We start from the raw sequence: 24,097 nt of genomic DNA, 5'->3' as shown, positions 1-24,097 counted from the left end.
AGCATGAAGACCTGTGTTATTCCTTTGCCCGATGAGGCGGCAACCCTAAATCTGGGTGCGCAACTGGCTCGCGTTTGCAGCAGCGCGGTGGTCATCTATCTCTATGGCGATCTGGGTGCGGGAAAGACCACCTTTAGCCGTGGCTTTTTGCAGGCGCTGGGCCATCAGGGCAACGTTAAAAGTCCGACTTACACACTAGTCGAACCTTATGAACTGGGTGACCGTACGCTCTATCATTTCGACCTTTATCGTCTTGCCGATCCTGAAGAACTGGAATTTATGGGCATCCGCGACTATTTCGGCGGCGATGCGCTATGTCTGGTGGAGTGGCCACAACAGGGAACCGGTGTGTTGCCGGAACCTGATTTGGCGCTGACGCTACGCTATGTGGATACAGCGCGTGAAGCGGAACTGAGTGCCGTTTCTGCGCTGGGTGAGACGCTGTTACAGCAGTTTCAGCACGGCAGGGAGCAGGCATGATTTCACGGATGAAAGGCATCTTACTGGCCGCGATCTGTCTTTTTTCTGCTTCAGCGCTGTCGGCCACGCTGTCTGATATCAAAGTTGAGAACGGTGACAGCCAGGCGACGGTGACACTGAGCTTTAACGGCCAGCCGGTGTATGGTTTTTTCCCTCTGCACAATCCAAATCGCGTGGTGTTGGATATTCGCCAGAGCGGTTCGATTAAAGGATTGCCGCTCAATTTCAGCGGTGAAAACATCGTCCAGCGCATTCGCAACAGCCAGCCAAAAGACAAACAGAGTATTCGTCTGGTGTTTGAACTAACCCAGGCGGCAAAAACACGTGCGACAACTCAGCGCGACGGCAATCAATATCGCGTGGTTTTCACCATCAATGGCACACAGCCTGCACGTCGCAGCGCGGCGGCTGCGCCAGTGACAACCGCCCGTCAGAGTGAAAACAGTAGCAGACAGGGCAATCCGTTTAATGCCAATCCGGTGACGACGGTCTCGAACAGCAATACCACGGTACGCCCTGGTGGTGCGGTGACGCGCAACGATCAGGTCATCGTAGCGATTGATGCCGGTCACGGCGGACAGGATCCGGGTGCGTCGGGCCAACACGGCTTGCATGAGAAAAACGTCACCATTGCCATTGCGCGCAAACTGAAAGCGCTGATGGATCAGGACCCGATGTTTAAGCCGGTTCTGACGCGTAACGGCGACTATTTTATTTCCGTGATGGGTCGTTCCGAGGTGGCGCGTAAAGAGAATGCCAACCTGTTGGTTTCTATTCACGCTGATGCTGCGCCAAACCATTCCGCCACGGGCGCATCCGTTTGGGTGCTGTCCAACCGTCGTGCCAACAACGAAATGGCCAACTGGCTGGAACAGAAAGAGAAGCAGTCTGAATTGCTGGGTGGTGCCGGTGATTTACTGGCGAATAGCCAGGCCGATCCTTACCTGAGCCAGGCGGTGCTGGATCTGCAATTTGGTCATTCTCAGCGCGTAGGATATGACGTCGCAGTGAAAGTGTTACAGCAGCTGCGCGGTGTGACACCATTGCATAAACGTTTACCGGAACATGCCAGCCTTGGTGTGTTGCGTTCCCCTGACATCCCTTCTTTACTGGTTGAGACTGGCTTTATCAGTAACGCAGCGGAGGAGCGGCTGCTCGGCAGTAGCGCGTATCAGGAAAAGATTGCTCAGTCGATTTATAAAGGACTGCGCAACTATTTCCTCGCGCATCCGCTGCAATCGGTCCCAAAGGAGGAAAACCGGCCGCTGGACAGCGCACCAGCGGTTAGCGTCGCCAGCAACCCGGCGACCGGCACGGTGCAATATACGGGCGCAACACAGCGTCATACGGTGACGCGTGGCGAAACGCTTTCTGGCATTGCTGCCAGGTATGGTGTCAGCATGGCGACACTGCGCGATCTCAACAATCTTAAACGCGATGTGGTCTGGGTGGGTCAGCGTCTTAAGGTTCCGGCCAAATCGGGCGTCAGCGTTACCGCCGCCAGCCGCCCAACGCGACACAAAGTGGTTCGCGGTGATTCGCTCACGGGGATCGCCGCCCATTATGGCGTTAGCCCGAAAGCTATCATGCAGGCCAATAATATGAAGTCGAGCAATGTGATGTTGGGGCAAAACTTAAAGATTCCGCAATCCTGATTGCTGGCTCTGAGGAGCCAGCCCGCTACAAGGATCACCACCATGCCAATACAGATTTTACCACCGCAACTCGCGAACCAGATTGCCGCAGGCGAAGTGGTTGAGCGTCCTGCATCGGTTGTAAAAGAGCTGGTGGAAAACAGCCTTGATGCCGGTGCGACGCGCATCGACGTGGATATCGAAAAAGGCGGTGCGAAGCTGATTCGTATCCGTGACAACGGCTGCGGTATTGCGAAAGCCGAGTTGGCGATGGCGCTGGCGCGTCACGCCACCAGTAAAATATCCTCACTCGATGACCTTGAGGCCATTGTCAGCCTCGGTTTTCGCGGAGAAGCCCTCGCCAGTATCAGCTCAGTTTCACGACTCACGCTCACCTCGCGTACCGCCGAGCAAAACGAAGCCTGGCAAGCCTATGCTGAAGGGCGCGATATGGATGTCACGGTCAAACCGGCGGCGCATCCGGTGGGCACCTCGCTTGAAGTCCTCGATTTGTTCTACAACACGCCGGCCCGGCGCAAGTTTATGCGTACGGAAAAAACCGAGTTTACGCATATTGATGAAGTGATACGTCGCATTGCGCTGGCTCGCTTTGACGTGGCGATTTCCCTGACGCACAACGGCAAGCTGGTGCGCCAGTATCGCGCGGTGGATCAGGATGCGCAGCGAGAGCGCCGGTTGGGTGCTATCTGTGGCACCACCTTTATTCAGCATGCACTGCGTATTGAGTGGCAGCATGACGATTTAGCATTACGAGGATGGGTTGCCGATCCGGCGGGGTCGCGCCAGGTCACCGATTTACAGTATTGCTACGTCAATGGCCGCATGATGCGGGACAAACTGATTAATCACGCGATTCGCCAGGCCTATCAAACGCAACTCGGTGACGATCAGCAGCCCGCTTACGTACTGTACCTGGAGATCGATCCCCACCAGGTGGATGTGAATGTCCATCCTGCCAAACATGAAGTGCGCTTTCACCAGTCGCGCCTGGTCCATGATTTTATCTGGCAAGGAGTGATGAGCGCACTGCAGGCGAGCCGCACGGCGGAGCTACCCATTGCTCAGGCTGAAGAACCCGCACCACAGTGGCAGCCAGAGAATCGGCAGTCGGCTGGTGCGAATCATTTTGCACAGCCTGCCCGCGCGCCACGTCAGAGTGGTAGCGCAGCAGGCGCTAACTGGCAGAATAAAGAGCCGGTTTATCGTGCGCGTGAAGGTGCCGCCTATCAGCAGTTGATGAAAACCCCGGTGGTGGAAATGCCTGGTGCTGCTGCACCGCAACCGGCACCGGTACGCCAGCCTGAAGTGCAGGAAGCGCCACTGGCTGCTCATGCGCAAAGTTTTGGCCGCGTATTAAGCGTGATGCAGGAGCGCTATGCGCTGCTGGAGCGGGGTAACCAGTTACAGTTACTGTCATTGAGCGTTGCCTCACGCTGGCTAAAACAGGCCCAGTTACAACCTGGAGAGCAAGGGCTGAAACCTCAGCCTCTATTGATCCCAGTGAGGCTGAAAATTGCCAAAGAAGAGTTACCCGTCATTGATGCCCAAGCGGCGTTATTAACCCTGATGGGCATTGATTTACAACGGGAAGGTCAGCATGTGACCCTGCGCGCCGTCCCTTTACCGTTACGCACACAAAATTTACAAATCTTGATTCCAGACCTGTTAGGCTATCTCGCCCGGCAGCAAGAGGTTTCTGCATCCTCGCTGGCCCAATGGCTGGCAAGACGTGACGATGCCGAAACGGCTCACTGGAATCACTCGCAGGCGATTGCACTGCTGGCTGAGCTTGAACGGCTTTGCCCGCAACTGCTTAAGTCGCCGCCTTCAGGTCTGTTACAGGCCATTGAGATTGAGAGCGCGATTAACGCGTTGAAGCATGAGTGAACTAAACCAGGCTGGCCGGCCAAAGGCTATTTTTTTGATGGGGCCCACCGCTTCCGGAAAGACGGCGTTAGCGATTTCGCTGCGTCAGCAACTTCCAGTGGAACTTATCAGCGTTGACTCTGCCTTAATCTATCGTGGGATGGATATTGGCACGGCGAAACCGTCGGCAGAGGAGTTAGCACTGGCGCCCCATCGTTTGCTGGACATTCGCGACCCGGCAGAAGCTTATTCTGCTGCTGAGTTTCGTCGTGATGCGCTGGCAGAAATGGCGGAGATTACCCAAAAAGGTAAGATTCCGCTGCTTGTTGGTGGAACCATGCTCTACTTCAAGGCGTTGCTTGAAGGATTGTCGCCGTTGCCCTCGGCCGATCCGGACGTGCGTCAGCGGATAGAGCAAATGGCGGCGGAGAAAGGGTGGGATGCCCTGCACCGCCAGCTGTGTGAAATCGATCCGGTCGCCGGTAGTCGTATTCATCCGAATGATCCGCAGAGACTTTCGCGAGCACTGGAAGTTTTTTTTATTTCGGGTAAAACTTTAACGGAACTGACAAAAACGTCCGGCGAAGCGTTACCCTACGACGTGTACCAGTTTGCTATCGCTCCAGCGAGTCGCGAACTGCTACATCAACGCATTGCGTTGCGTTACGACCAGATGCTAGCGTCAGGATTTGAAGCGGAGGCTCGTGAACTGTTTGCACGAGGTGATTTGCATACGGACATGCCTTCCATTCGTTGTGTGGGTTATCGCCAGATGTGGTCTTATCTTTCTGGTGAAATCGATTACGACGAAATGGTTTATCGGGGAATTTGCGCGACCCGGCAGCTCGCCAAACGCCAGATGACTTGGTTACGTGGCTGGCCTGAAGTCCACTGGTTAGACAGTGACGAGCCAGAATTAGCGCGTAATGCGGTGCTTCAGGTTGTTAGTGCGAAGCAGGGATGATTGTGTACAATTGGTCCGTTATCGTGCGCAAATTTTTACGCAGTTTTTCTGAACCACGGTTCTTAAAGTAACAAACAACAAGCATATAAGGAAAAGATAGAATGGCTAAGGGGCAATCATTACAAGACCCGTTTTTGAACGCTTTGCGTCGTGAACGTGTACCGGTTTCGATCTATTTGGTGAATGGTATTAAGCTGCAAGGGCAAATTGAATCCTTTGATCAGTTCGTCATTCTGTTGAAAAACACGGTTAGCCAGATGGTGTATAAGCATGCCATCTCTACAGTGGTTCCTTCTCGTCCGGTGTCGCACCATAGCAACACCCCGGGCGGTGGCGGTGGTAGCAGCAATTACCACCATAGCGGAAGCAACCAGGGCGCTCAGTCGCAGCCACAACAAGACGGCGATAACGCAGAATAATTTTGCGCTGCCGTAAAGCCAGGGCTGGGGAGCGATAACGTTTTCCCGTCCTGGTTATTTTATTTTAGCGAGGTTATAGCTTGTTTGACCGTTATGATGCCGGTGAGCAGGCCGTACTGGTACACATCTGGTTCTCCCAAGACAAAGAGCTGGAAGATTTGCAGGAGTTTGAAACTCTTGTCTCTTCTGCGGGCGTCGAAGCGCTGCAAGTGATTACTGGCAGCCGCAAAGCGCCACATCCCAAATATTTTGTCGGTGAAGGAAAGGCAGTTGAAATTGCCGATGCGGTGAAAGCGAGTGGAGCATCGGTCGTTTTATTCGATCATGCCTTATCGCCTGCCCAAGAACGTAATCTCGAGCGTGTGTGCGAATGTCGTGTTGTTGATCGCACCGGCTTAATTCTTGATATTTTTGCTCAGCGCGCCCGTACCCACGAGGGTAAGTTACAGGTCGAGCTGGCACAGCTACGCCATATGGCAACCCGCTTGGTGCGTGGATGGACGCACCTTGAGCGCCAGAAAGGCGGTATTGGTCTGCGTGGTCCAGGTGAAACTCAGCTGGAAACGGACCGCCGTTTGTTACGTAACCGCATCAGCCTCATCCTTTCCCGCCTTGAGCGTGTAGAGAAGCAGCGCGAGCAGGGCCGACAAGCGCGTGCCAAAGCGGATGTGCCGACTGTCTCGCTGGTGGGGTATACCAACGCCGGCAAATCTACTCTGTTTAACGCAGTCACCTCTGCCAATGTCTACGCGGCGGACCAGCTGTTTGCCACACTCGATCCGACATTACGTCGTCTGAACGTGGCGGACGTGGGTGAAGTGGTATTAGCGGATACTGTCGGATTTATTCGTCACCTGCCGCATGATTTAGTGGCGGCCTTTAAAGCCACGCTGCAAGAGACGCGTCAGGCGACGCTATTACTGCATGTGATCGACGCGGCTGATTTACGCGTTAACGATAATATTGAAGCCGTAAATGAAGTGCTGGCAGAAATTGAATCCGATGAAATCCCCACACTGCTGGTGATGAATAAGATCGATATGCTAGAGGGATTTGTCCCGCGTATTGATCGCGACGAAGAGAATAAACCAACGCGTGTTTGGCTCTCTGCGCAGAGCGGAGAAGGGCTACCCTTACTCTGGCAGGCGCTTTCTGAGCGTTTAGCCGGTGAAATCGCGCAGTATGATTTACGTCTGCCGCCGGAAGCAGGCCGTTTGCGCAGCCGCTTCTATCAGTTGCAGGCGATTGAGAAAGAATGGAATGAAGATGATGGTTGTGTAGGGTTGCATGTGCGAATGCCAATTGTTGACTGGCGTCGTTTATGCAAACAAGAGCCATCGCTCGCCAGCTATATTGTTTGATATTGCCCAATCGAATTTACCTGAATCACGTGTGTTTTCTTTGGGTACACGCAGTAGGGTAAAACGTTATTATCATAAATGGAGTAGAGACATGGCGTGGAATCAGCCCGGAAATAACGGACAGGACCGCGACCCGTGGGGAAGCAGCAATAATCAAGGCGGCAACTCTGGGGGAAATAAGGGAGGGCGCGATCAGGGGCCCCCTGATCTGGATGATATCTTCCGTAAGCTGAGTAAAAAACTCGGCGGACTGGGCGGTGGCAAACAGAGTGACAACAATGGCCAACGTGGCGGCGGTAGCGGTGGCAAACTGGTTGGCATTGTAGCCGTCGCAGCTGTGGTCATCTGGGCTGCCAGCGGTTTCTACACCATTAAAGAAGCGGAACGTGGCGTCGTCACGCGCTTCGGCAAATTCAGCCATCTGGTTGAGCCGGGCCTCAACTGGAAGCCCACCTTTATCGATCAGGTCCGTGCCGTGAACGTTGAAGCGGTGCGTGAACTGGCAGCCTCTGGCGTGATGTTGACCTCAGACGAAAACGTGGTGCGCGTTGAAATGAACGTACAGTACCGCGTCACCGATCCTGAACGTTATCTGTATGCCGTGACCAGCGCCGACGACAGTCTGCGTCAGGCCACCGACAGCGCATTGCGCGGCGTCATTGGCCGTTCAACCATGGACCGCATCTTAACCGAAGGCCGTACCGTGGTGCGTAGCGAGACCCAGCGTGAACTGGACGAAACCATTCGTCCTTACAACATGGGTATTACGTTACTCGACGTCAACTTCCAGGCGGCTCGTCCACCGGAAGAAGTCAAAGCGTCGTTTGACGATGCCATCGCCGCACGTGAAAACCGTGAGCAGTACGTGCGTGAAGCCGAAGCCTATTCGAATGAAGTGCAGCCACGTGCGAACGGTCAGGCACAGCGTATTCTTGAAGAAGCCCGCGCTTACAAAGAGCGTACTGTGTTAGAAGCACAGGGTGAAGTGGCGCGCTTTGCGTTGTTGCTGCCTGAATACAAGGCTGCTCCGCAAATCACTAAAGAGCGCCTGTACATCGAAAGCATGGAGCGCGTGCTGAGCCATACTCGCAAAGTGTTGGTTAACGATCGTGGTAACAGCCTGATGGTTCTGCCGCTGGATCAACTGATGCGTGGTGGCCAGACGTCTGGCAACCAGGGCGCTCAGAAGACCACCAATTTGATGAAGTTCCCGTCGTCTGACAGTTCAGCCAGCAACGAAGAGACTTCTTCATACAGTCCGAGCAGCATCATGGACCAGCGTCGCGCCAATGCGTTACGCAACGATACCCAGCGCGCAGGGAGGGAGTAATCGATGCGTAAGCCAATTATTGCTGTAATTATTGTCGTACTGGTGGCGCTGTATGCCTCACTGTTTGTGGTGCAGGAAGGCGAGCGCGGTATCGTGCTGCGCTTCGGTAAAGTTCTGCGTGATAGCGAGAACAAACCGCAGGTGTATGCACCGGGTCTGCACTTCAAGATTCCTTTCATCGAAACCGTGAAATCTCTTGATGCGCGTATCCAGACCATGGATAACCAAGCCGATCGCTTTGTCACCAAAGAGAAGAAAGACCTGATCGTTGATTCGTATATCAAATGGCGCATCAGTGACTTCAGTCGTTACTACCTGGCAACCGGTGGTGGTGATGTTTCTCAGGCGGAAGTCCTGCTGAAACGTAAGTTCAGTGACCGTCTGCGTTCTGAAATGGGTCGTCTGGATGTGAAGGATATCGTTACCGATTCACGTGGCCGACTGACCACCGATGTGCGTGATGCGCTGAATACCGGTACTGCAGGCAATGACGATGAAGTTCAGACGCCAGCAGCGGATGATGCCATCGCCAATGCAGCAGCCCGTGTAGAGCGTGAAACCAACAGCAGCGAGCCAGCGCCAAATCCAAACAGTATGGCGGCACTGGGTATTCAGGTGGTGGATGTGCGCATCAAGCAGATCAACCTGCCGGCAGAAGTGTCGGATGCGATCTACAACCGTATGCGTGCTGAACGTGAAGCAGTGGCGCGTAGCCAGCGTTCACAGGGTCAGGAAGAAGCGGAGAAACTGCGTGCCCAGGCCGATTACCAGGTGACTCGTACTCTGGCTGAAGCGCAGCGTCAGGCCTTGATCTCTCGCGGTGAAGGTGATGCGCAGGCGGCGAAGCTGTTTGCGGATGCATTTGGTCAGGATCCTGATTTCTACGCCTTTATTCGTAGCTTACGTGCTTACGAGAACAGCTTCTCTGATAATCAGGATGTAATGGTGTTAAGCCCAGATAGCGATTTCTTCCGTTATATGAAGGCGCCCACTAACGCCACGCGTTAAGAACTGATATAACCTTGAGGCCGACAATGTTGTCGGCCTTTTTTTTTTGGAAAAATAGAATGAACACAACCATCTGGATGGCGCTGGCGTTAGTTTTGGTGCTGGAAGGGCTGGGGCCGATGTTTTTGCCGCGAATCTGGCGCCGTATGATTCTGTCCATGGCACAACTGCCCGATCGTATCCTGCATCGTTTTGGCGGCGGCCTGGTGGTTGCGGGGGTGGTGATCTACTACATGCTGAGCGCCCACGCGAGTGCCTGATAAGTAAATTTGTGCGCTATTTCACAGCTAAATGGTGTCAGTCCCGCGTTGTTTACCCAACATCTTGTGAGTTGATCAAAACGCAGGCAAAAAACAGCGCAATCGTATGCTAAAAGTGCTGAAAGAGACAAAAACCGATGGTAGAATCCATTTTTAAGCAATCGGTGGTTTTGAAAAAATGGGTAAGAACGTCGTCGTACTGGGCACCCAATGGGGTGACGAAGGTAAAGGTAAGATCGTAGACCTTCTGACTGAACGCGCGAATTACGTTGTGCGTTACCAGGGTGGCCACAATGCAGGCCATACACTTGTCATCAACGGTGAAAAAACCGTCCTCCACTTAATTCCCTCTGGCATCCTACGTGATAACGTGACCAGCATCATTGGTAATGGTGTTGTGCTGTCACCTGAAGCGCTGATGAAAGAGATGAAAGGTCTGGAAGAGCGCGGTGTGCCGGTACGTGAACGTCTGCTGATCTCTGAAGCATGTCCACTGATTCTGCAATACCATGTCGCTATGGACGTTGCGCGCGAAAAAGCGCGTGGTGCTAAAGCTATCGGTACCACCGGTCGTGGTATCGGCCCAGCTTATGAAGACAAAGTGGCTCGCCGCGGTCTGCGTGTCAGCGATCTCTTCAACAAAGAAACCTTCGCCGTTAAGCTGAAAGAAATCGTCGATTTCTACAACTTCCAGCTGGTTAACTACTACAAAACTGACGCGGTAGACTACGAGAAAGTGCTGAGCGATACGTTGGCCGTGGCCGACGTTCTGACCAGCATGGTGGTTGACGTCTCTGAACTGCTGGACGGTGCGCGCAAGCGTGGCGACCTGATCATGTTCGAAGGTGCGCAGGGTACGCTGCTCGATATCGACCACGGTACCTATCCGTACGTGACTTCGTCTAACACCACCGCAGGTGGCGTGGCGACGGGTTCGGGTATTGGTCCGCGTTACGTTGATTACGTGCTGGGTATTGTTAAAGCTTACTCAACGCGCGTCGGTGCGGGTCCATTCCCAACCGAGCTGTTTGATGAAACTGGTGAATTCCTGTGTGCACAGGGCCACGAGTTTGGCGCCACCACGGGTCGTCGTCGTCGCACTGGTTGGTTGGATGCGGTTGCCGTGCGTCGCGCAGTGCAGATCAACTCCCTTTCAGGTTTCTGCATGACCAAACTGGACGTGCTGGATGGCTTGAAAGAAGTGAAAATCTGCGTGGCGTATCGTATGCCAGATGGCCGCGAAATGACCACCACACCACTGGCTGCTGAAGGGTGGGAAGGTATTGAACCAATCTACGAAACCATGCCAGGCTGGAGCGAAACCACCTTTGGTGTGAAAACGCTGGAAGGCTTGCCACAGGCAGCACGTGACTACATCAAGCGTGTAGAAGAAGTGACCGGTGTACCGATTGATATTATTTCAACTGGCCCGGACCGCAGTGAGACCATGATTCTGCGCGACCCGTTCGACGCATAATTCTTCAGGTTCTCCTCAGGCCGGACATTGTCCGGCCTTACTTCATCCGTTCTTTGACTCCGCTCACTCTCTTTTTCTTGCAAATATCGACACTTGCCTGAAAAAAACGCACCGGCCTCCACGCTCTGGTTTATCATCATACTTAAACACCACGCCGACCGGCGCATAACCATAACAATCGATGATTCACTGAGGTGTATGTGCAGCTAACGAGTTTCACTGATTATGGTCTGCGTGCGCTGATTTACATGGCGACGCTACCCGAAGGTAAGCAGACCAACATTACTGAAGTCACCGATACCTACGGGGTGTCGCGTAACCATATGGTTAAAATCATCAACCAACTGAGCCGGGCCGGCTACGTTGCTGCGACACGCGGCAAAAACGGCGGAATTCGTTTAGGCATGGACCCGGAAAAGATCGTGATTGGTCAGGTGGTGAGAAAAATGGAGCCTTTGCAGCTGGTAAACTGTGAAGAGTGTGCCATCACGCCAGCCTGTCGCCTTCGTAAGGCGTTGTATGACGCGGTCCAGTTATTCCTCAAGGAACTGGATAACTATACCCTGGCCGATCTTGTCAGAGACAACGACGGCCTGTACCAAATTTTATTGTCCGAACCGCCGGTGGCAATCCAAATTAAATGACATCGGAGGAACCGTAATGTCAAAAGATCCTTTTCAGGATAGAGAAGCAGAAAAGTACGACAACCCCATTCCCAGCCGCGAATTCATTCTGGCGCTGTTAGAAAAGCGCGAAAAGCCGGCTAACCGCGATGAAATCGCTCAGGAATTGAAGATCACCAGCGAAGAGCAGCTCGAAGCGCTGCGTCGTCGTCTGCGCGCCATGGAGCGCGATGGTCAGCTGGTGTTTACCCGTCGTCAGTGTTACGCCCTGCCAGAACGCCTTGATTTACTGCGTGGAAAAGTCATTGGTCATCGTGATGGCTATGGTTTCTTGCGTGTTGAAGGCCAAAAAGATGATTTCTACCTGTCGGCTGAGCAGATGAAGTTCTGCCTGCACGGTGATGTGATCCTGGCGCAGCCAGGAAGTGCCGATCGAAAAGGCCGTCGTGAAGCACGCGTCGTGCGGGTGCTGGAACCGCGCAACAGCCAGATTGTTGGCCGCTTTTTCACCGATGCCGGTACAGGCTTTGTGGTGCCGGATGACAGCCGCCTGAGCTTTGACATCCTTATTCCACAAGAAGACACCCTCAATGCGCGCATGGGTTCGGTGGTGGTGGTCGAGATCGTCCAGCGCTCAACCCGCCGCAGCAAGGCTATCGGTAAGGTTACCGAAATTCTCGGCGATAACATGGGAACCGGGCTGGCCGTGGATATGGCGCTGCGCACCCATGAAATTCCGCACACCTGGCCTGAAGAAGTGGAGAAAGAGATTTCGAAGCTGAAGGAAGAGGTACCGGAAGCCGCCAAAAAAGGCCGCGTAGATCTGCGTGAACTGCCGCTGGTTACTATCGATGGTGAAGACGCACGTGACTTTGATGATGCAGTCTACTGCGAGAAAAAACGCGGTGGCGGCTGGCGTCTCTGGGTTGCGATTGCCGATGTGAGTTATTACGTGCGTCCGGGCACGGCACTGGATACCGAAGCGCATCAGCGTGGTACCTCCGTGTACTTCCCGTCGCAGGTGGTACCGATGCTGCCTGAGATCCTCTCAAACGGCCTATGCTCATTGAACCCACAGGTGGATCGTTTGTGCATGGTGTGTGAGATGACCATCTCCTCCAGCGGCAGGCTGACCGGTTACAAGCACTACGAAGCGGTGATGAATTCCCACGCGCGTCTGACCTACAACAAAGTGTGGAGCATTCTGCAGGGTAATCAGGAGCTGCGTGAGCAGTATGCTTCTCAGGTTAAGCACCTGGAAGAACTGCATGATATGTATGAGGTGTTGGAAACGGCACGTGAGCAACGTGGTGGTATCTCCTTCGAAACCGAAGAGGCCAAGTTTATTTTTAATGCGGAACGTCGTATTGAGCGCGTTGAACGCACCGTGCGCAATGATGCCCATAAGCTGATCGAAGAGTGCATGATCCTCGCGAATATCGCCTCTGCACGCTTCGTTGAAAAGAACCAGGAACCTTCGCTGTTCCGCGATCACGATCGTCCAACCGAAGACAGCATCAAAAGCTTCCGTACCGTGTTGAATGAGCTGGGCTTGAGCCTGCCTGGTGGTGCAAAACCGCAGCCTATCGATTATGCCGATTTGCTGAAGCAGGTGGCCGATCGTCCTGATGCGGAAATGCTGCAAACCATGCTGCTGCGTTCGATGAAGCAAGCGGTGTACGATCCGGAAAACCGTGGCCACTTTGGTTTAGCACTGCAGTCGTATGCGCACTTTACCTCGCCGATTCGTCGTTATCCGGACTTGTTGCTGCATCGCGCCATTAAGTACCTGCTGGCGAAAGAGCAGGGCACGCTGACCGGGAACACCACGCCGACCGGTGGTTATCACTACGATATGCAGCAGATGCTGCAGCTCGGCCAGCACTGTTCAATGACCGAGCGTCGTGCCGATGAAGCCACGCGCGATGTCGCTGACTGGCTGAAGTGTGACTTCATGCAGGATCAGGTGGGCAACGTCTTTAACGGTGTGATCTCCAGTGTCACCGGTTTTGGCTTCTTCGTCCGCCTCAACGATCTGTTTATCGATGGTCTGGTGCATGTGTCTACGCTGGATAACGATTACTACCGCTTCGATCCTATCGGCCAGCGCCTGATTGGCGAATCGGGTGGCCGCACTTATCGCCTTGGCGATGCGGTGGAAGTTCGCGTGGATGCGGTGCATATGGATGAGCGTAAAATTGATTTCGCGCTGATCTCCAGCAAGCGCGTGCCGCGCGGTGAAGGTAAAACCGAACGTGAGCGTGAGAAGCGTGGCGGTAAGCCGCCGGCTAAGCGCCGTCGTGATGCGGGCAAGAAGGGCACTTTTGAGCCTGATGCTGCATTCCGTGGCGAGAAGAAAAAGTCTGTGACAGCTGAAAAACCGGCTAAAACCGAGAAAAAAGGCAAAAAAGTCTCAGAGAAAACCCGTAAAATCGCCGCCGCCACTAAGGCAAAGCGTGCGACGAAAAAATCCAGCGAAGCCTGATGAGGTCGCCATGAATGGCGACCCTACAAAATGCATTGATCATCTGTAGGGTGTGCATTTATGCGCATCATCAATGGCGGTCGATACAAAATGCATTGATCATCTGTAGGGTGCGCATTTATGCGCACCATTAAAAACGGCCCAATTATTCAACGATATACATCCAACCTTGAGCAAAGTAATGAGCGAAATAATTTTTGGTATTCATTCCGTGCAGGCACTGCTGGAACGTGATCCTCAGCGTTTCCAGGAAGTCTTTATTCTCAAAGGCCGTGACGATCGTCGCCTGCAGCCGCTGATTGCCGCACTGGAAGCTCAGGGGATCGTGATTCAGGTCGCTAACCGCCAATGGCTGGACAGCCAGGTTGAAGGCGGTGTGCACCAGGGGATTGTGGCGCGCGTGAAGCAGGGTAAAAACTATCAGGAAGGCGATCTGCCGGATCTGCTGCAAAGTCTTGATAAACCGTTTTTACTGGTACTGGATGGCGTTACCGATCCACACAACCTTGGCGCGTGTCTGCGTAGCGCAGACGCGGCTGGCGTACACGCCGTCATCGTACCGAAAGACCGTGCTGCACCGCTGAATGCGACGGCGAAAAAAGTGGCCAGCGGCGCGGCAGAAAACGTGCCGTTGATTCGCGTCACTAATCTGGCACGTACCCTGCGCCTGCTGCAGGAATACAACATCTGGGTGGTCGGCACTGCGGGTGAAGCCGATCACACGGTGTATCAAAGCAAAATGACCGGCCCAATGGCGCTGGTGATGGGCGCGGAAGGGGAAGGGATGCGCCGTCTGACGCGTGAACACTGCGATGAACTGATCAGCATTCCGATGGCAGGCAGCGTCTCGTCATTAAACGTTTCTGTTGCCACTGGCGTATGCTTGTTCGAAGCGGTGCGTCAGCGCCTGGCGTGATCCTCGCCGCAAAAGTGTTTTTGTACCAGGCATAACTGTGCATCACCCTCATACTTGAACCATGCGTTCAATGAGGGGGATGCAATATTATGCCTTGGACCACCCACAACGTTTTCAATCAACCACCGCCACTCAGTAACAGTAACCTGTTTACCCACGATATTGCGCTTTGCGAGGCCGTGACCCGCGAAGGCGCAGGCTGGGATCGCGAATGGCTCGCCTCCGTTGGGCTGCAACTTGGCAGCGCTGAATCTCTCGAATTAGGCCGACTGGCTAATGCGTACCCGCCCGAACTGCTCCGTTACGATGCCCGTGGTGAGCGGCTTGATGAAGTGCGTTTTCATCCCGCCTGGCATTTGCTGATGCAAGGACTTTGCGCCAGCCGCCTGCACAATCTCAGCTGGCAACCTGACGTACAGCCCAATGCTATGGTGGCGCGCGCGGCTCGCTTCATTTTGCATGCTCAGGTTGAAGCTGGGTCGCTTTGTCCGGTCACCATGACGCATGCAGCCATCCCGCTACTGCAAAATTATTTGCCGCAGCCCTATGCCGACTGGCACGACGCCCTGCTCAGCGATCGCTATGACGCCCATCACGTGGCGGGCAATAAAAAGCGCGGTCTGTTGATTGGTATGGGGATGACAGAAAAACAGGGTGGTACCGATGTGTTGAGCAACACGACACGCGCTGAACCGCTTGGTGTGCGTGGGCCTGGCGAGCCTTATCGCGTCACCGGGCATAAATGGTTCTTCTCGGTGCCACAAAGTGATGCACACCTGATCCTGGCGCAGACAGCGCAAGGGCTGAGCTGTTTCTTTTTGCCACGACTGCTGCCGGATGGCATGCGAAATGCGATCCGCATCGAGCGATTAAAAGAGAAGCTGGGAAACCGTTCCAATGCCAGCGCCGAAGTCGAGTTTCAGGATGCCATTGGCTGGTTGATGGGCGAAGAGGGTGAGGGTGTGCGGCTGATTCTGAAAATGGGCGGTATGACGAGATTTGACTGTGCGCTGGGCAGCCATGGTCAGATGCGTCGCGCCTTATCCATTGCCTTGCACCACGCACATCAGCGCCAGGTAATGGGCAAAAACCTCAGTGACCAGCCGTTGATGCGCAGCGTGCTGGCGCAGCAGGCGCTGCAACTGGAAGGGCAAACTGCACTGTTGCTGCGTCTGGCACGCGCCTGGTCAACCCCCGCCAGTGAGCATGAACGTTTATATGCACGGCTGTTTACCCCCGCCGCCAAATTTGGCATCTGCAAGGCGGGCATCCCCTTTGTGGCGGAAGCCATGGAGGTGTTGGGAGGCATCGGCTATTGCGAAGAGAGCGAACTGCCGCGTCTCTACCGTGAAATGCCGGTGAACAGTATTTGGGAGGGTTCAGGCAATGTGATGTGCCTGGATGTGATGCGCGTGCTGGGACGGCATGCGGATGTGTTAACCATGCTGGATGATGAGTTCGATGCGGTGAAAGGGATCAACCGTCATTTTGATCGCCGCTGGCGTCAACTTCGGTTGCAGTTGCCCCATGCCCGGGAGGGGGTTGCGCGCGAAGTGACCCAAACGTTATTGCAGCTCGCAAGCGCAGCTATTTTGCTCAAAGTGGCAGAACCCCCACTTGCCGATAGTTGGTGTGGCCAGCATCTGGATATGCGTGGCCGACGAGGACTGAGTGACGATCTCTGCAGCCGCTTACTGCTGCGAGCCAGTGCCCGTTGAAGGGGCGCCAAAGAGGATCGCGGTACCGTACCAAAAACCCGGCAGGGTCGTTTCATCAAGCATCAGGATTTGGTAGTACACCGCTCCCGCCTGATTGGCGCGCGCGGCCAGTGCACGTTGGGCATCATCTGGCGAGCCACGTGTTGTGACGGTGATATTGCCGAGCTTACGCAAGCCATAACTTTGTGCGCGGGTGATTTCCTGCGCGTGGCTGGTGGGCGGCGGTGGGGCTTCGGGGGTGGTTTTAAACGCGGAACAGCCACTCAGCACCAGACACACTGCCAGTAAAAGGCGACGCATAACACACTCCAGAAAGGGGAAGATGGCTCAAGTTTATGTCATCTTCCCTTTTCATATCAGTCCTTCAAATGAAAAAGACTCACCAACTGTGTCAGATGGCGACCTTGCTGGTTCAGCGTGTGTGCGGTGGTCTCGGATTGGGTGATCATATCGCTGCTTTGATGCGTGGCCTGACCAATGTGGTTCATCGCCAGATTGACCTGACCAATGCCCGCCGCCTGCTCTTGTGCGGCAATATTTATCTCGCCCATCAACGCTTTTACCTGCTCAATATGGCTGACGATGTGCTGCATGGCGTCACGTGTTTGCTCCGACAGCGTGTGTCCCGCCGCGACTTTGCTGATGGAGGTCGCAATCAAGGTATCGATCTCTTTTGCGGCTGTGGCGCTGCGTTGGGCCAGTGCCCGCACTTCAGCGGCAACCACCGCAAAGCCTTTGCCATGCTCTCCGGCGCGTGCGGCTTCAACCGCGGCGTTAAGCGCCAGGATATTGGTCTGGAAAGCAATTGATTCAATAACGTGCGTGATATCCGCGATGCTTTGTGATGCGACACGAATCTCAGACATGGTCTCCACGGAACGCGCCACGGTGGCTTCACCCTGATCAACGGTGCTGGCCGCTTCACCCACCAGTGCCAGGGCCTGACGCACGTTCGCCGCGGTTTGCGCCACGGTCGCGCCAAACTGCTCCATGCTGGCTGAGGTTTCCTCTACGCTACTGGCCTGGCGACCAATCTGTTCGCTGATGCTGGAGCTGCTGGCGGCGATGGTATCGGTGCCGTGGCTGATATCACGGGCGGCGCTACGCACCTGGCTGACCACTTTTTCCAGCCCGTCGCCAATGCCATTAATCGCCGCTACCAGTTGGCCCACTTCATCACGGCGCGAGGAGTCGAGATGCGCCTGTAAGTTACCCGCAGCGTATTGCTCTGCCAGATGAATCACCTGCTGTAGCGGACGCGTGATGGCACGGCGGCTGTACCACATAAAGCCGACGGCGAAGGCGATGACCAATACCAGACCAATGACAATGAACAGGTTGCGGCTTTGCGTAATAGGCGCGAGCAAACTGGCACGACTCACCTCTCCCGCGATAATCCAGTTCCAGCCTGGCAGCTGTTGCCACGCCAGCAGTTTGGTTTCACCTTCCAGTTCAATACTCAGTAGCCCTTTGGGCTGGGTTAACAACTGCTGCTGCACTGATGTATCCCAGCGCGGTAATTTGCCCTCTGCCTGACGGTCAAACAGATATTGCCCTTGCGCACTGCCCGGTGCACCGTTCAGCACAAAGAAGCTGCCGCTGTCGCCCAGATGGCGTGCCAGCACTTTGTCGCGCATCAGCGCATATTGCGCATCGATTTGCACCCCAACGAACAGGATGGCGATCACTGCACCGCTCTCATCCTGCACCGGCTGATACTGTGTGATGTAGCGATGACCAAACAATGTCGCCAGTCCACGATATACCTGTCCTTGGTTAATACTGCGCCACGCGGCACTGCTGCGATCCAGCTTGGTGCCTACTGCGCGATTGCCATCCTCCTTTTTCAAAGAGGTGGCGATACGGATGTAATCTTCGCCATCGCGCACAAAAATGGTCGTCACCGCGCCTGTGCGTTCCAGAAAATCATCCACCGCAATTTGATCGAGATTGAGGGTTTTCAACCCAGCACGCAGGGTGGGGGTGCTGAACTCGCCCACTTGAATGCGCTCGTTTTCATCACGGCTAAAGCGTTTAGGCAGGAAGCTCTGAAACAGCTTGGTGTAGTTCGCCACTTCCTCTGACAGTGTGGCGTTAAACATGGTGGCCATTTCATTGATGCCCAGCACCTGATTTTGCATGTCATCGGTGGCCAGCTGCTCCAGTTGACGCGCGGCGTTATGGCTCAGGGTGAGGGTCAAGGTAAACAGCACAATCGCCACGCTTAAAGACGTCAATACAGACAGCTTAATTCCGAGACCCATGGCGCTGAGAGAGAGACGCTTCATAAAGTACCTATTAAAGAGTGTTGGAGAGGTACAAGATCAACGGCAAATCTGGCAAAAGGTTTAGTACAGAAATTATTCTGATTAAATGTGAAGTTGCTCGCGTTTTGCTGCTCAGCACTTACACTGTGACGGGTGATAATCATTCTCAACGGAGGCGGTATGATTGAGTTGGCGACGGAGAACCTGGCAGGTATTGAGTGTATTCACGCGTCACCGGCCGGACAACGGCATGCGCGTTTACCTACCATCCTGTTTTATCACGGCTTTACCTCATCCAAAGAAGTGTACAGCTACTTCGCGGTGGCGCTGGCGCAAGCCGGTTTTCGCGTCATCATGCCGGATGCGGATATGCACGGATCGCGCTATAACGGGGATACCGAAATGCGCATGACGCATTTTTGGGAGATCCTCAAACAGAACATTGATGAAGTGCCGACACTGGAAGCGGCATTGCGTGGGAACGATTGGGTCGCCGATGAGCGCTTTGCCGTTGCAGGTGCATCCATGGGAGGGATGACGGCATTGGGCGCGATGGCACGTTATCCGCAGATCCACAGTGTCGCCTGCATGATGGGATCGGGTTACTTTATGCAGCTGAGCCATACGTTATTCCCTCCGCTGGTGGCCCGTACGCCGGAGCAGAAAGAGACCTTTGCCGCGCGTCTTGCGCCGCTGGCACCTTACGATCCCAGTCAGCAACTGGAGAAACTGGCGCACCGCCCGCTATTGCTGTGGCATGGTGAAGCCGATGAAGTGGTGCCATTCGCCGAGACGGTCAGGCTAGAGAAAGCGCTGCGCGACGCCCAGTTGGATGGAAAAATGACTTATCTTTCCGAAAAGCAGATCGGCCACAAAATTACGCCATCAGCCCTGACTGCGCTGGTGAGTTTTTTCAAACATCATCTTTAGAAAAAACTCGGGCTGGCACAAGAGGCCAGCCCGTTACGTCGTCCGATTTTAAAGCTGTGAAGACAGGCGTTCTGCTGCACTGGTATTCGCACTGACCGGGTTGCTGCCAGGCGTATCCAGCCGGTTGACGTAGACATAGCCTGAAGCCGCATTGCTGCTGTTACTTCTCATCTGCTGCGCATAGTCAGCGGAGCTGGCAAAAGCGGGTGGAGACAGGAAGAGACCCAGTAAAGTGGCGAAAATGATGGTTTTCATATTCGACTCCTCACTCCAGGGATTGCACTCTCAGACGCCGCGAATAAGCCAAACCGTTGCGCCTGTAAATAGTTTAGTTGTTTGTCACATTGATGCCAGATCGTCCCATTGAACGCCACCATCAGCAATTTTGAACAATCCCTCGCTAACCTGCTGAATCACAATCCAAAGCACAAAAGGTGCCCTCGACTGGCACACACTCTGCGATTTGATGAATTGTGCGCTTGAGTTATCCCTATAAGGCCAGTATGATTACGCGTCAATTTTTCAGCTGCATTCAGAGGTGTGTTTCATTTTAAATGATTCACAACCTATAACGTTCCTTGCTTCCGTGGGCCGCAGCTGACCCTGACAGGAGGCTGAATAATCCGTAAGGAGCTATCGATGCGTCATTACGAAATCGTATTTATGGTCCATCCTGACCAGAGCGAACAGGTTCCAGGTATGATCGAGCGTTACACTGGTGCTATCACCGGTGCACAGGGCACGATTCACCGTCTGGAAGACTGGGGCCGCCGTCAGCTGGCTTACCCAATCAACAAACTGCACAAAGCACACTATGTTCTGCTGAACGTAGAAGCTCCGCAGGAAGTGATTGACGAGCTGGAAACTAACTTCCGCTTCAACGACGCCGTTATCCGCAGCATGGTTATGCGCGTTAAGCACGCGGTAACTGAAGCATCTCCGATGGTTAAAGCGAAAGATGAGCGTCGTGATCGTCGCGAAGACTTCGCTAACGAATCATCAGATGACTCAGATGCTGGGGATTCTGAAGAGTAATCCGACATGACGGCAAATCGACTGCGCCTGTCAGGCACTGTGTGCAAGACGCCAGTTCGAAAAATCAGTCCGTCAGGGATTCCTCACTGCCAGTTCGTGCTTGAGCACCGTTCTGTGCAGGAGGAAGCCGGTTTTCACCGGCAAGCCTGGTGTCAGATGCCGGTGATTATCAGCGGCAGCACCCATCAGGTGATTACTCAACATATAACGGTCGGTACGCAACTCGTTCTCGAAGGTTTCATTAGCTGCCATCAGGCACGCAATGGTCAAAGTAGAGTCGTGTTACATGCCGAGCAGATTGAATTGATAGATTCTGGAGACTAGCCAAATGGCACGTTATTTCCGTCGTCGCAAATTCTGCCGTTTCACCGCGGAAGGCGTTGTAGAGATTGATTACAAAGATATCGCTACACTGAAAAACTACATTACCGAAAGCGGTAAAATTGTTCCGAGCCGTATCACCGGTACTCGTGCAAAATACCAGCGTCAGCTCGCTCGTTGCATCAAGCGCGCTCGCTACCTGTCCCTGCTGCCATACACTGATCGTCATCAGTAATTGGTAGTTGTCCATTAACGACTTTAAGAGGATAAGGTAATGCAAGTTATTCTGCTTGATAAAGTAGCAAACCTGGGCAGCCTGGGTGATCAGGTTAACGTTAAAGCGGGCTACGCTCGTAACTTCCTGGTTCCACAGGGTAAAGCTGTTCCTGCTACCAAGAAAAACGTTGAGTTCTTCGAAGCGCGTCGCGCTGAACTGGAAGCCAAACTGGCTGACGTTCTGGCTGCTGCTAACGCACGTGCAGAGAAAATCAATGCACTGGGCACCGTTACCATCGCGTCTAAATCAGGCGACGAAGGTAAACTGTTCGGTTCTATCGGTACCCGCGACATCGCTGACGCTGTAACTGCAGCTGGCGTTGAAGTGTCTAAGAGCGAAGTGCGTCTGCCAAACGGCGTTCTGCGTTCTACCGGTGAGCACGAGATTGACTTCCAGGTTCATAGCGAAGTGTTCGCTAAACTGGTTGTGAATGTAGTGGCTGAGTAATTATTACTTGGTAACTGGTTATGCGAAAACGCCGGCTTCTGCCGGCGTTTTTGTTTCTGCGGTTTACTGAGCGCGAATAAAACTGCCGTCTGGCTGGCGCGTAAATAACACCGGACCGTTGCTGCTATCCACCGTCAATCCCGTCACCACACCCTGTGCATTCTGACGAATTTTCACCTGCTGGCCATTTTTCAGCGCGCTGAGCGGCTGATCGTTACCCTCTACGCGAGCCATCGCGAACACATCATTCACCGGTAAATTGTTGTCCCGGAATAGTTGGGCCAGCGTCTGACCTGATGCCACGGTGTAACTGTGCCATTCGCCTTGGGAGTCGGCTTTTGGCGTGGCGTTCTGCGGCTGTTTGTTGTCATAAATCTCGGCCTGCAGCGGCACCTCTTTGCTGCTGTTATCAGCGGGGCGTTCAATCGGATATTGTGGCGTGCTGCTCGGCCAGAGAAACGCCAGTAACAGTACCAGCAGAGCGATAACAATGCCGCGACGATGGAAGGCCGGGAGCGGGTCCATCCATCGCACATTATCCAGCAGATGCCAGACGCGCAGCAGCACGGCGGGAACGCGGGAAGGGGTATCAGAAGCCATTCGTGAATCCTCCTCGCTGGCGGCCTTGCGCTTAATTTGCGGCAGCCAACGTTGCAACCTCGGTAAAGTAAAAGCACGCGGTGCGCGCGTCCTGCGACGTCGTGGGGCGATCTGGCCCATGTATTCTCTCTTTCTTAGCGCTGTACAGCAAAAACCTTGTCACAGCTATAGTATGGGCAATGCGGGCGCGAAGTGCCTGCCAGCATTGAAAAATTTGACCTGTGTATTGTTTCTCTTTCGCTGAGAAATGTCATCTCTGCCGCAGCAGATTTTACGCCAGCCGCCCGCGCTGTTATGCTGCCGTTTCTAATTTATTCGGGATTAAGGAATCAAAATGACCACCCCTTCATTTGACAGCGTCGAATCACAGGCAAGTTACGGTATCGGTTTACAGGTAGGCCAGCAGTTGCAGGAATCTGGACTGCAAGGTTTGCAGCCGGAAGCACTGCTCGCGGGCCTGCGCGACGCGCTGGAAGGGAACTCACCGGCTGTGCCTGTTGACGTGGTACATCGTGCGCTGCGTGAAGTCCATGAGCGTGCTGAAGGCGTGCGTCGTGAGCGTGTTGAAGCCATGGCAGCAGAAGGCCAGAAATTCCTTGAGCAGCATGCGCAGCGCGAAGGCGTAAGCAGCACCGAAACCGGTTTGCAGTTCAGCGTGATCACCCAAGGTGATGGCCCAATCCCTTCGCGTCAGGATCGTGTACGCGTTCACTACACCGGTAAACTGATCGATGGTTCTGTTTTCGACAGCTCAGTTGCACGTGGCGAGCCGGCTGAATTCCCGGTAAGCGGCGTTATCGCTGGCTGGATTGAAGCGCTGACCCTGATGCCAGTTGGCTCTAAGTGGGAGCTGGTGATTCCACAAAACCTCGCCTACGGCGAGCGCGGTGCTGGCGCCTCAATCCCGCCATTCAGCACCCTGATTTTTGAAGTTGAGCTGCTGGAAATTCTGTAATTTTCAGTGAACAAGAAACCGGCATTGATTGCCGGTTTTTTTGTATGTAAGTTCGGCTGATTTTTAATCGATTTCGCAATATAATGGTCAAATCGAACGATTTAAGCGGAAGGTGCGATATGTATTTACTCTCTGCCAACGAAGCCAAAACACAATTTGGCGATATGCTTCTCAAAGCTCAACGTGAACCGGTGCAAATCAGTCGGAACGGTAAACCTGTTGCTGTTGTCATATCTGCAGAAGAGTTTGAGGCGATTGAAGCAATGAAGCAGCAATTTGTGCAGGATAAGATTGCCCGAGCGAGGGAAGACATTGCCAACGGCCGACTGACCGATGGTGACACCTTTTTTAATCAACTACTGGACTAGATGGCTAATTTCAAGCTCACGGATGAAGCGCGGCAGGATCTTGTCGATATTCGTCAGTTCACGCTGATGAACTGGGGAAGCACTCAATCCAGTCATTACTTAAGACGTTTACAGCACACGCTGCGAAACTTGTCTGAGTTGCCGTCGATGGGGAAAAGTCGAACGGTGGATATTGCTGAAGGCGTTTTCAGTTTCCCCTTCGTTAGCCATATGATTTATTATCAACTTTGCCCTGCTGGTATTATTGTGCTGGCCGTGTTGCATCAAAGCCGAGTACCAGAAATTCACCTTGATGCCCGACTTTAAGCGCCCTTGGGCGGCCTGATGGCCGCCCC

General features: G+C 53.9%; 26 protein-coding genes. 22 read left to right on the top strand and 4 right to left on the bottom strand.

The annotated features are described in order from the left end of the window. Nucleotides 1-3: 3 nt before the first annotated feature. The 14 genes from tsaE to QMZ30_RS23245 all read left to right on the top strand — a co-directional run bounded on the left by tsaE (nucleotide 4) and on the right by QMZ30_RS23245 (nucleotide 16,562). Nucleotides 4-480, top strand: a complete 477-nt coding sequence (tsaE, locus tag QMZ30_RS23310) for a tRNA (adenosine(37)-N6)-threonylcarbamoyltransferase complex ATPase subunit type 1 TsaE (protein WP_039331547.1) — start codon at nucleotides 4-6, stop codon at nucleotides 478-480. Beyond that, nucleotides 477-2,135 (top strand): N-acetylmuramoyl-L-alanine amidase AmiB, encoded by a 1,659-nt coding sequence (gene amiB, locus QMZ30_RS23305; protein ID WP_283229063.1) that lies wholly within the window; start codon nucleotides 477-479, stop codon nucleotides 2,133-2,135. Before tsaE ends, amiB begins: the two co-directional genes overlap by 4 nt. Before the next feature lie 42 nt (nucleotides 2,136-2,177). Next, nucleotides 2,178-4,022, top strand: coding sequence for a DNA mismatch repair endonuclease MutL (gene mutL, locus QMZ30_RS23300; RefSeq protein WP_283229062.1), 1,845 nt, complete (start codon nucleotides 2,178-2,180; stop codon nucleotides 4,020-4,022). Next, nucleotides 4,015-4,965 (top strand): tRNA (adenosine(37)-N6)-dimethylallyltransferase MiaA, encoded by a 951-nt coding sequence (gene miaA, locus QMZ30_RS23295; protein WP_039331540.1) that lies wholly within the window; start codon nucleotides 4,015-4,017, stop codon nucleotides 4,963-4,965. Before mutL ends, miaA begins: the two co-directional genes overlap by 8 nt. Before the next feature lie 101 nt (nucleotides 4,966-5,066). After that, a complete protein-coding gene (gene hfq / locus QMZ30_RS23290) occupies nucleotides 5,067-5,384 on the top strand; it encodes an RNA chaperone Hfq (RefSeq protein WP_039331538.1) in 318 nt (105 codons plus the stop codon). A gap of 80 nt (nucleotides 5,385-5,464) precedes the next feature. Beyond that, on the top strand, nucleotides 5,465-6,745 hold the full coding sequence (gene hflX, locus QMZ30_RS23285) for a ribosome rescue GTPase HflX (protein WP_039331536.1): 1,281 nt from the start codon (nucleotides 5,465-5,467) through the stop codon (nucleotides 6,743-6,745). 91 nt (nucleotides 6,746-6,836) lie between these two features. Continuing rightward, on the top strand, nucleotides 6,837-8,075 hold the full coding sequence (hflK, locus tag QMZ30_RS23280; protein WP_283229061.1) for an FtsH protease activity modulator HflK: 1,239 nt from the start codon (nucleotides 6,837-6,839) through the stop codon (nucleotides 8,073-8,075). 3 nt (nucleotides 8,076-8,078) lie between these two features. Next, complete coding sequence (hflC, locus tag QMZ30_RS23275) at nucleotides 8,079-9,083, top strand: protease modulator HflC (RefSeq protein ID WP_039331532.1); 1,005 nt, start codon at nucleotides 8,079-8,081, stop codon at nucleotides 9,081-9,083. 59 nt (nucleotides 9,084-9,142) lie between these two features. Beyond that, on the top strand, nucleotides 9,143-9,343 hold the full coding sequence (locus QMZ30_RS23270; RefSeq protein ID WP_039331529.1) for a DUF2065 domain-containing protein: 201 nt from the start codon (nucleotides 9,143-9,145) through the stop codon (nucleotides 9,341-9,343). Between the two features lie 178 nt (nucleotides 9,344-9,521). Beyond that, nucleotides 9,522-10,820: an adenylosuccinate synthase gene (locus QMZ30_RS23265; protein ID WP_058971253.1), complete on the top strand. Its 1,299-nt coding sequence runs from the start codon at nucleotides 9,522-9,524 to the stop codon at nucleotides 10,818-10,820. Between the two features lie 200 nt (nucleotides 10,821-11,020). Next, nucleotides 11,021-11,464 (top strand): nitric oxide-sensing transcriptional repressor NsrR, encoded by a 444-nt coding sequence (gene nsrR, locus QMZ30_RS23260; protein WP_039331591.1) that lies wholly within the window; start codon nucleotides 11,021-11,023, stop codon nucleotides 11,462-11,464. Between the two features lie 16 nt (nucleotides 11,465-11,480). Beyond that, a complete protein-coding gene (gene rnr, locus QMZ30_RS23255) occupies nucleotides 11,481-13,928 on the top strand; it encodes a ribonuclease R (RefSeq protein WP_283229060.1) in 2,448 nt (815 codons plus the stop codon). A gap of 181 nt (nucleotides 13,929-14,109) precedes the next feature. Beyond that, a complete protein-coding gene (gene rlmB / locus QMZ30_RS23250; protein WP_039331523.1) occupies nucleotides 14,110-14,844 on the top strand; it encodes a 23S rRNA (guanosine(2251)-2'-O)-methyltransferase RlmB in 735 nt (244 codons plus the stop codon). An 89-nt stretch (nucleotides 14,845-14,933) separates the two neighbouring features. After that, the gene (locus QMZ30_RS23245) at nucleotides 14,934-16,562 is read left to right on the top strand and encodes an isovaleryl-CoA dehydrogenase (protein ID WP_283229059.1); all 1,629 of its coding nucleotides are present in this window, start codon (nucleotides 14,934-14,936) and stop codon (nucleotides 16,560-16,562) included. Here QMZ30_RS23245 and bsmA read toward each other — a convergent pair. Further along, nucleotides 16,536-16,862, bottom strand: a complete 327-nt coding sequence (bsmA, locus tag QMZ30_RS23240; RefSeq protein WP_283229058.1) for a biofilm peroxide resistance protein BsmA — start codon at nucleotides 16,860-16,862, stop codon at nucleotides 16,536-16,538. The two genes, QMZ30_RS23245 and bsmA, sit on opposite strands and share 27 nt — an antisense overlap. A gap of 56 nt (nucleotides 16,863-16,918) precedes the next feature. Then, on the bottom strand, nucleotides 16,919-18,850 hold the full coding sequence (locus tag QMZ30_RS23235; RefSeq protein WP_283229057.1) for a methyl-accepting chemotaxis protein: 1,932 nt from the start codon (nucleotides 18,848-18,850) through the stop codon (nucleotides 16,919-16,921). A gap of 159 nt (nucleotides 18,851-19,009) precedes the next feature. Between QMZ30_RS23235 and yjfP the strand changes: the two genes are divergently transcribed. Further along, a complete protein-coding gene (yjfP, locus tag QMZ30_RS23230; RefSeq protein WP_283229056.1) occupies nucleotides 19,010-19,759 on the top strand; it encodes an esterase in 750 nt (249 codons plus the stop codon). A gap of 48 nt (nucleotides 19,760-19,807) precedes the next feature. On the opposite strand, the gene QMZ30_RS23225 is transcribed toward yjfP, so the two are convergent. Next, nucleotides 19,808-20,014 carry a hypothetical protein gene (locus tag QMZ30_RS23225; RefSeq protein WP_039331517.1) on the bottom strand — a complete coding sequence of 69 codons (207 nt, stop codon included), beginning with the start codon at nucleotides 20,012-20,014 and terminating at the stop codon, nucleotides 19,808-19,810. Nucleotides 20,015-20,398: 384 nt separating this feature from the next. On the opposite strand from QMZ30_RS23225, the gene rpsF reads away from it, so the two are divergent. From rpsF to rplI, 4 genes are read left to right on the top strand one after another with little or no spacing between them, the layout of a single operon-like run. After that, on the top strand, nucleotides 20,399-20,794 hold the full coding sequence (gene rpsF, locus QMZ30_RS23220; protein WP_034829324.1) for a 30S ribosomal protein S6: 396 nt from the start codon (nucleotides 20,399-20,401) through the stop codon (nucleotides 20,792-20,794). A 6-nt stretch (nucleotides 20,795-20,800) separates the two neighbouring features. Beyond that, the gene (priB, locus tag QMZ30_RS23215) at nucleotides 20,801-21,118 is read left to right on the top strand and encodes a primosomal replication protein N (protein ID WP_071885715.1); all 318 of its coding nucleotides are present in this window, start codon (nucleotides 20,801-20,803) and stop codon (nucleotides 21,116-21,118) included. A 4-nt stretch (nucleotides 21,119-21,122) separates the two neighbouring features. Then, entirely contained in the window at nucleotides 21,123-21,350 is a 228-nt protein-coding gene (gene rpsR, locus QMZ30_RS23210; RefSeq protein WP_002210155.1) for a 30S ribosomal protein S18, read from the top strand. A gap of 39 nt (nucleotides 21,351-21,389) precedes the next feature. Further along, a complete protein-coding gene (gene rplI / locus QMZ30_RS23205) occupies nucleotides 21,390-21,839 on the top strand; it encodes a 50S ribosomal protein L9 (RefSeq protein WP_039331442.1) in 450 nt (149 codons plus the stop codon). Between the two features lie 63 nt (nucleotides 21,840-21,902). On the opposite strand, the gene QMZ30_RS23200 is transcribed toward rplI, so the two are convergent. Then, nucleotides 21,903-22,559 carry a LysM-like peptidoglycan-binding domain-containing protein gene (locus tag QMZ30_RS23200; RefSeq protein WP_283229055.1) on the bottom strand — a complete coding sequence of 219 codons (657 nt, stop codon included), beginning with the start codon at nucleotides 22,557-22,559 and terminating at the stop codon, nucleotides 21,903-21,905. 214 nt (nucleotides 22,560-22,773) lie between these two features. Between QMZ30_RS23200 and bamJ the strand changes: the two genes are divergently transcribed. The 3 genes from bamJ (at nucleotide 22,774) to QMZ30_RS23185 (ending at nucleotide 24,068) form a co-directional block, all read left to right on the top strand. Further along, on the top strand, nucleotides 22,774-23,394 hold the full coding sequence (bamJ, locus tag QMZ30_RS23195) for a BamJ family beta-barrel-assembly machinery protein (RefSeq protein ID WP_283229054.1): 621 nt from the start codon (nucleotides 22,774-22,776) through the stop codon (nucleotides 23,392-23,394). Nucleotides 23,395-23,513: 119 nt separating this feature from the next. Then, entirely contained in the window at nucleotides 23,514-23,762 is a 249-nt protein-coding gene (locus tag QMZ30_RS23190) for a type II toxin-antitoxin system Phd/YefM family antitoxin (protein WP_283229053.1), read from the top strand. Continuing rightward, entirely contained in the window at nucleotides 23,763-24,068 is a 306-nt protein-coding gene (locus QMZ30_RS23185) for a type II toxin-antitoxin system RelE/ParE family toxin (protein WP_283229052.1), read from the top strand. Nucleotides 24,069-24,097: the final 29 nt, after the last annotated feature.

Origin of the sequence: Pantoea sp. EA-12 (assembly GCF_030053355.1) — a bacterium.
Taxonomy (GTDB): Bacteria; Pseudomonadota; Gammaproteobacteria; order Enterobacterales; family Enterobacteriaceae; genus Pantoea; species Pantoea vagans_C.
The sequence above is the reverse complement of the archived record's forward strand: the minus strand, read 5'-3'. Positions and strand labels throughout refer to the sequence as shown.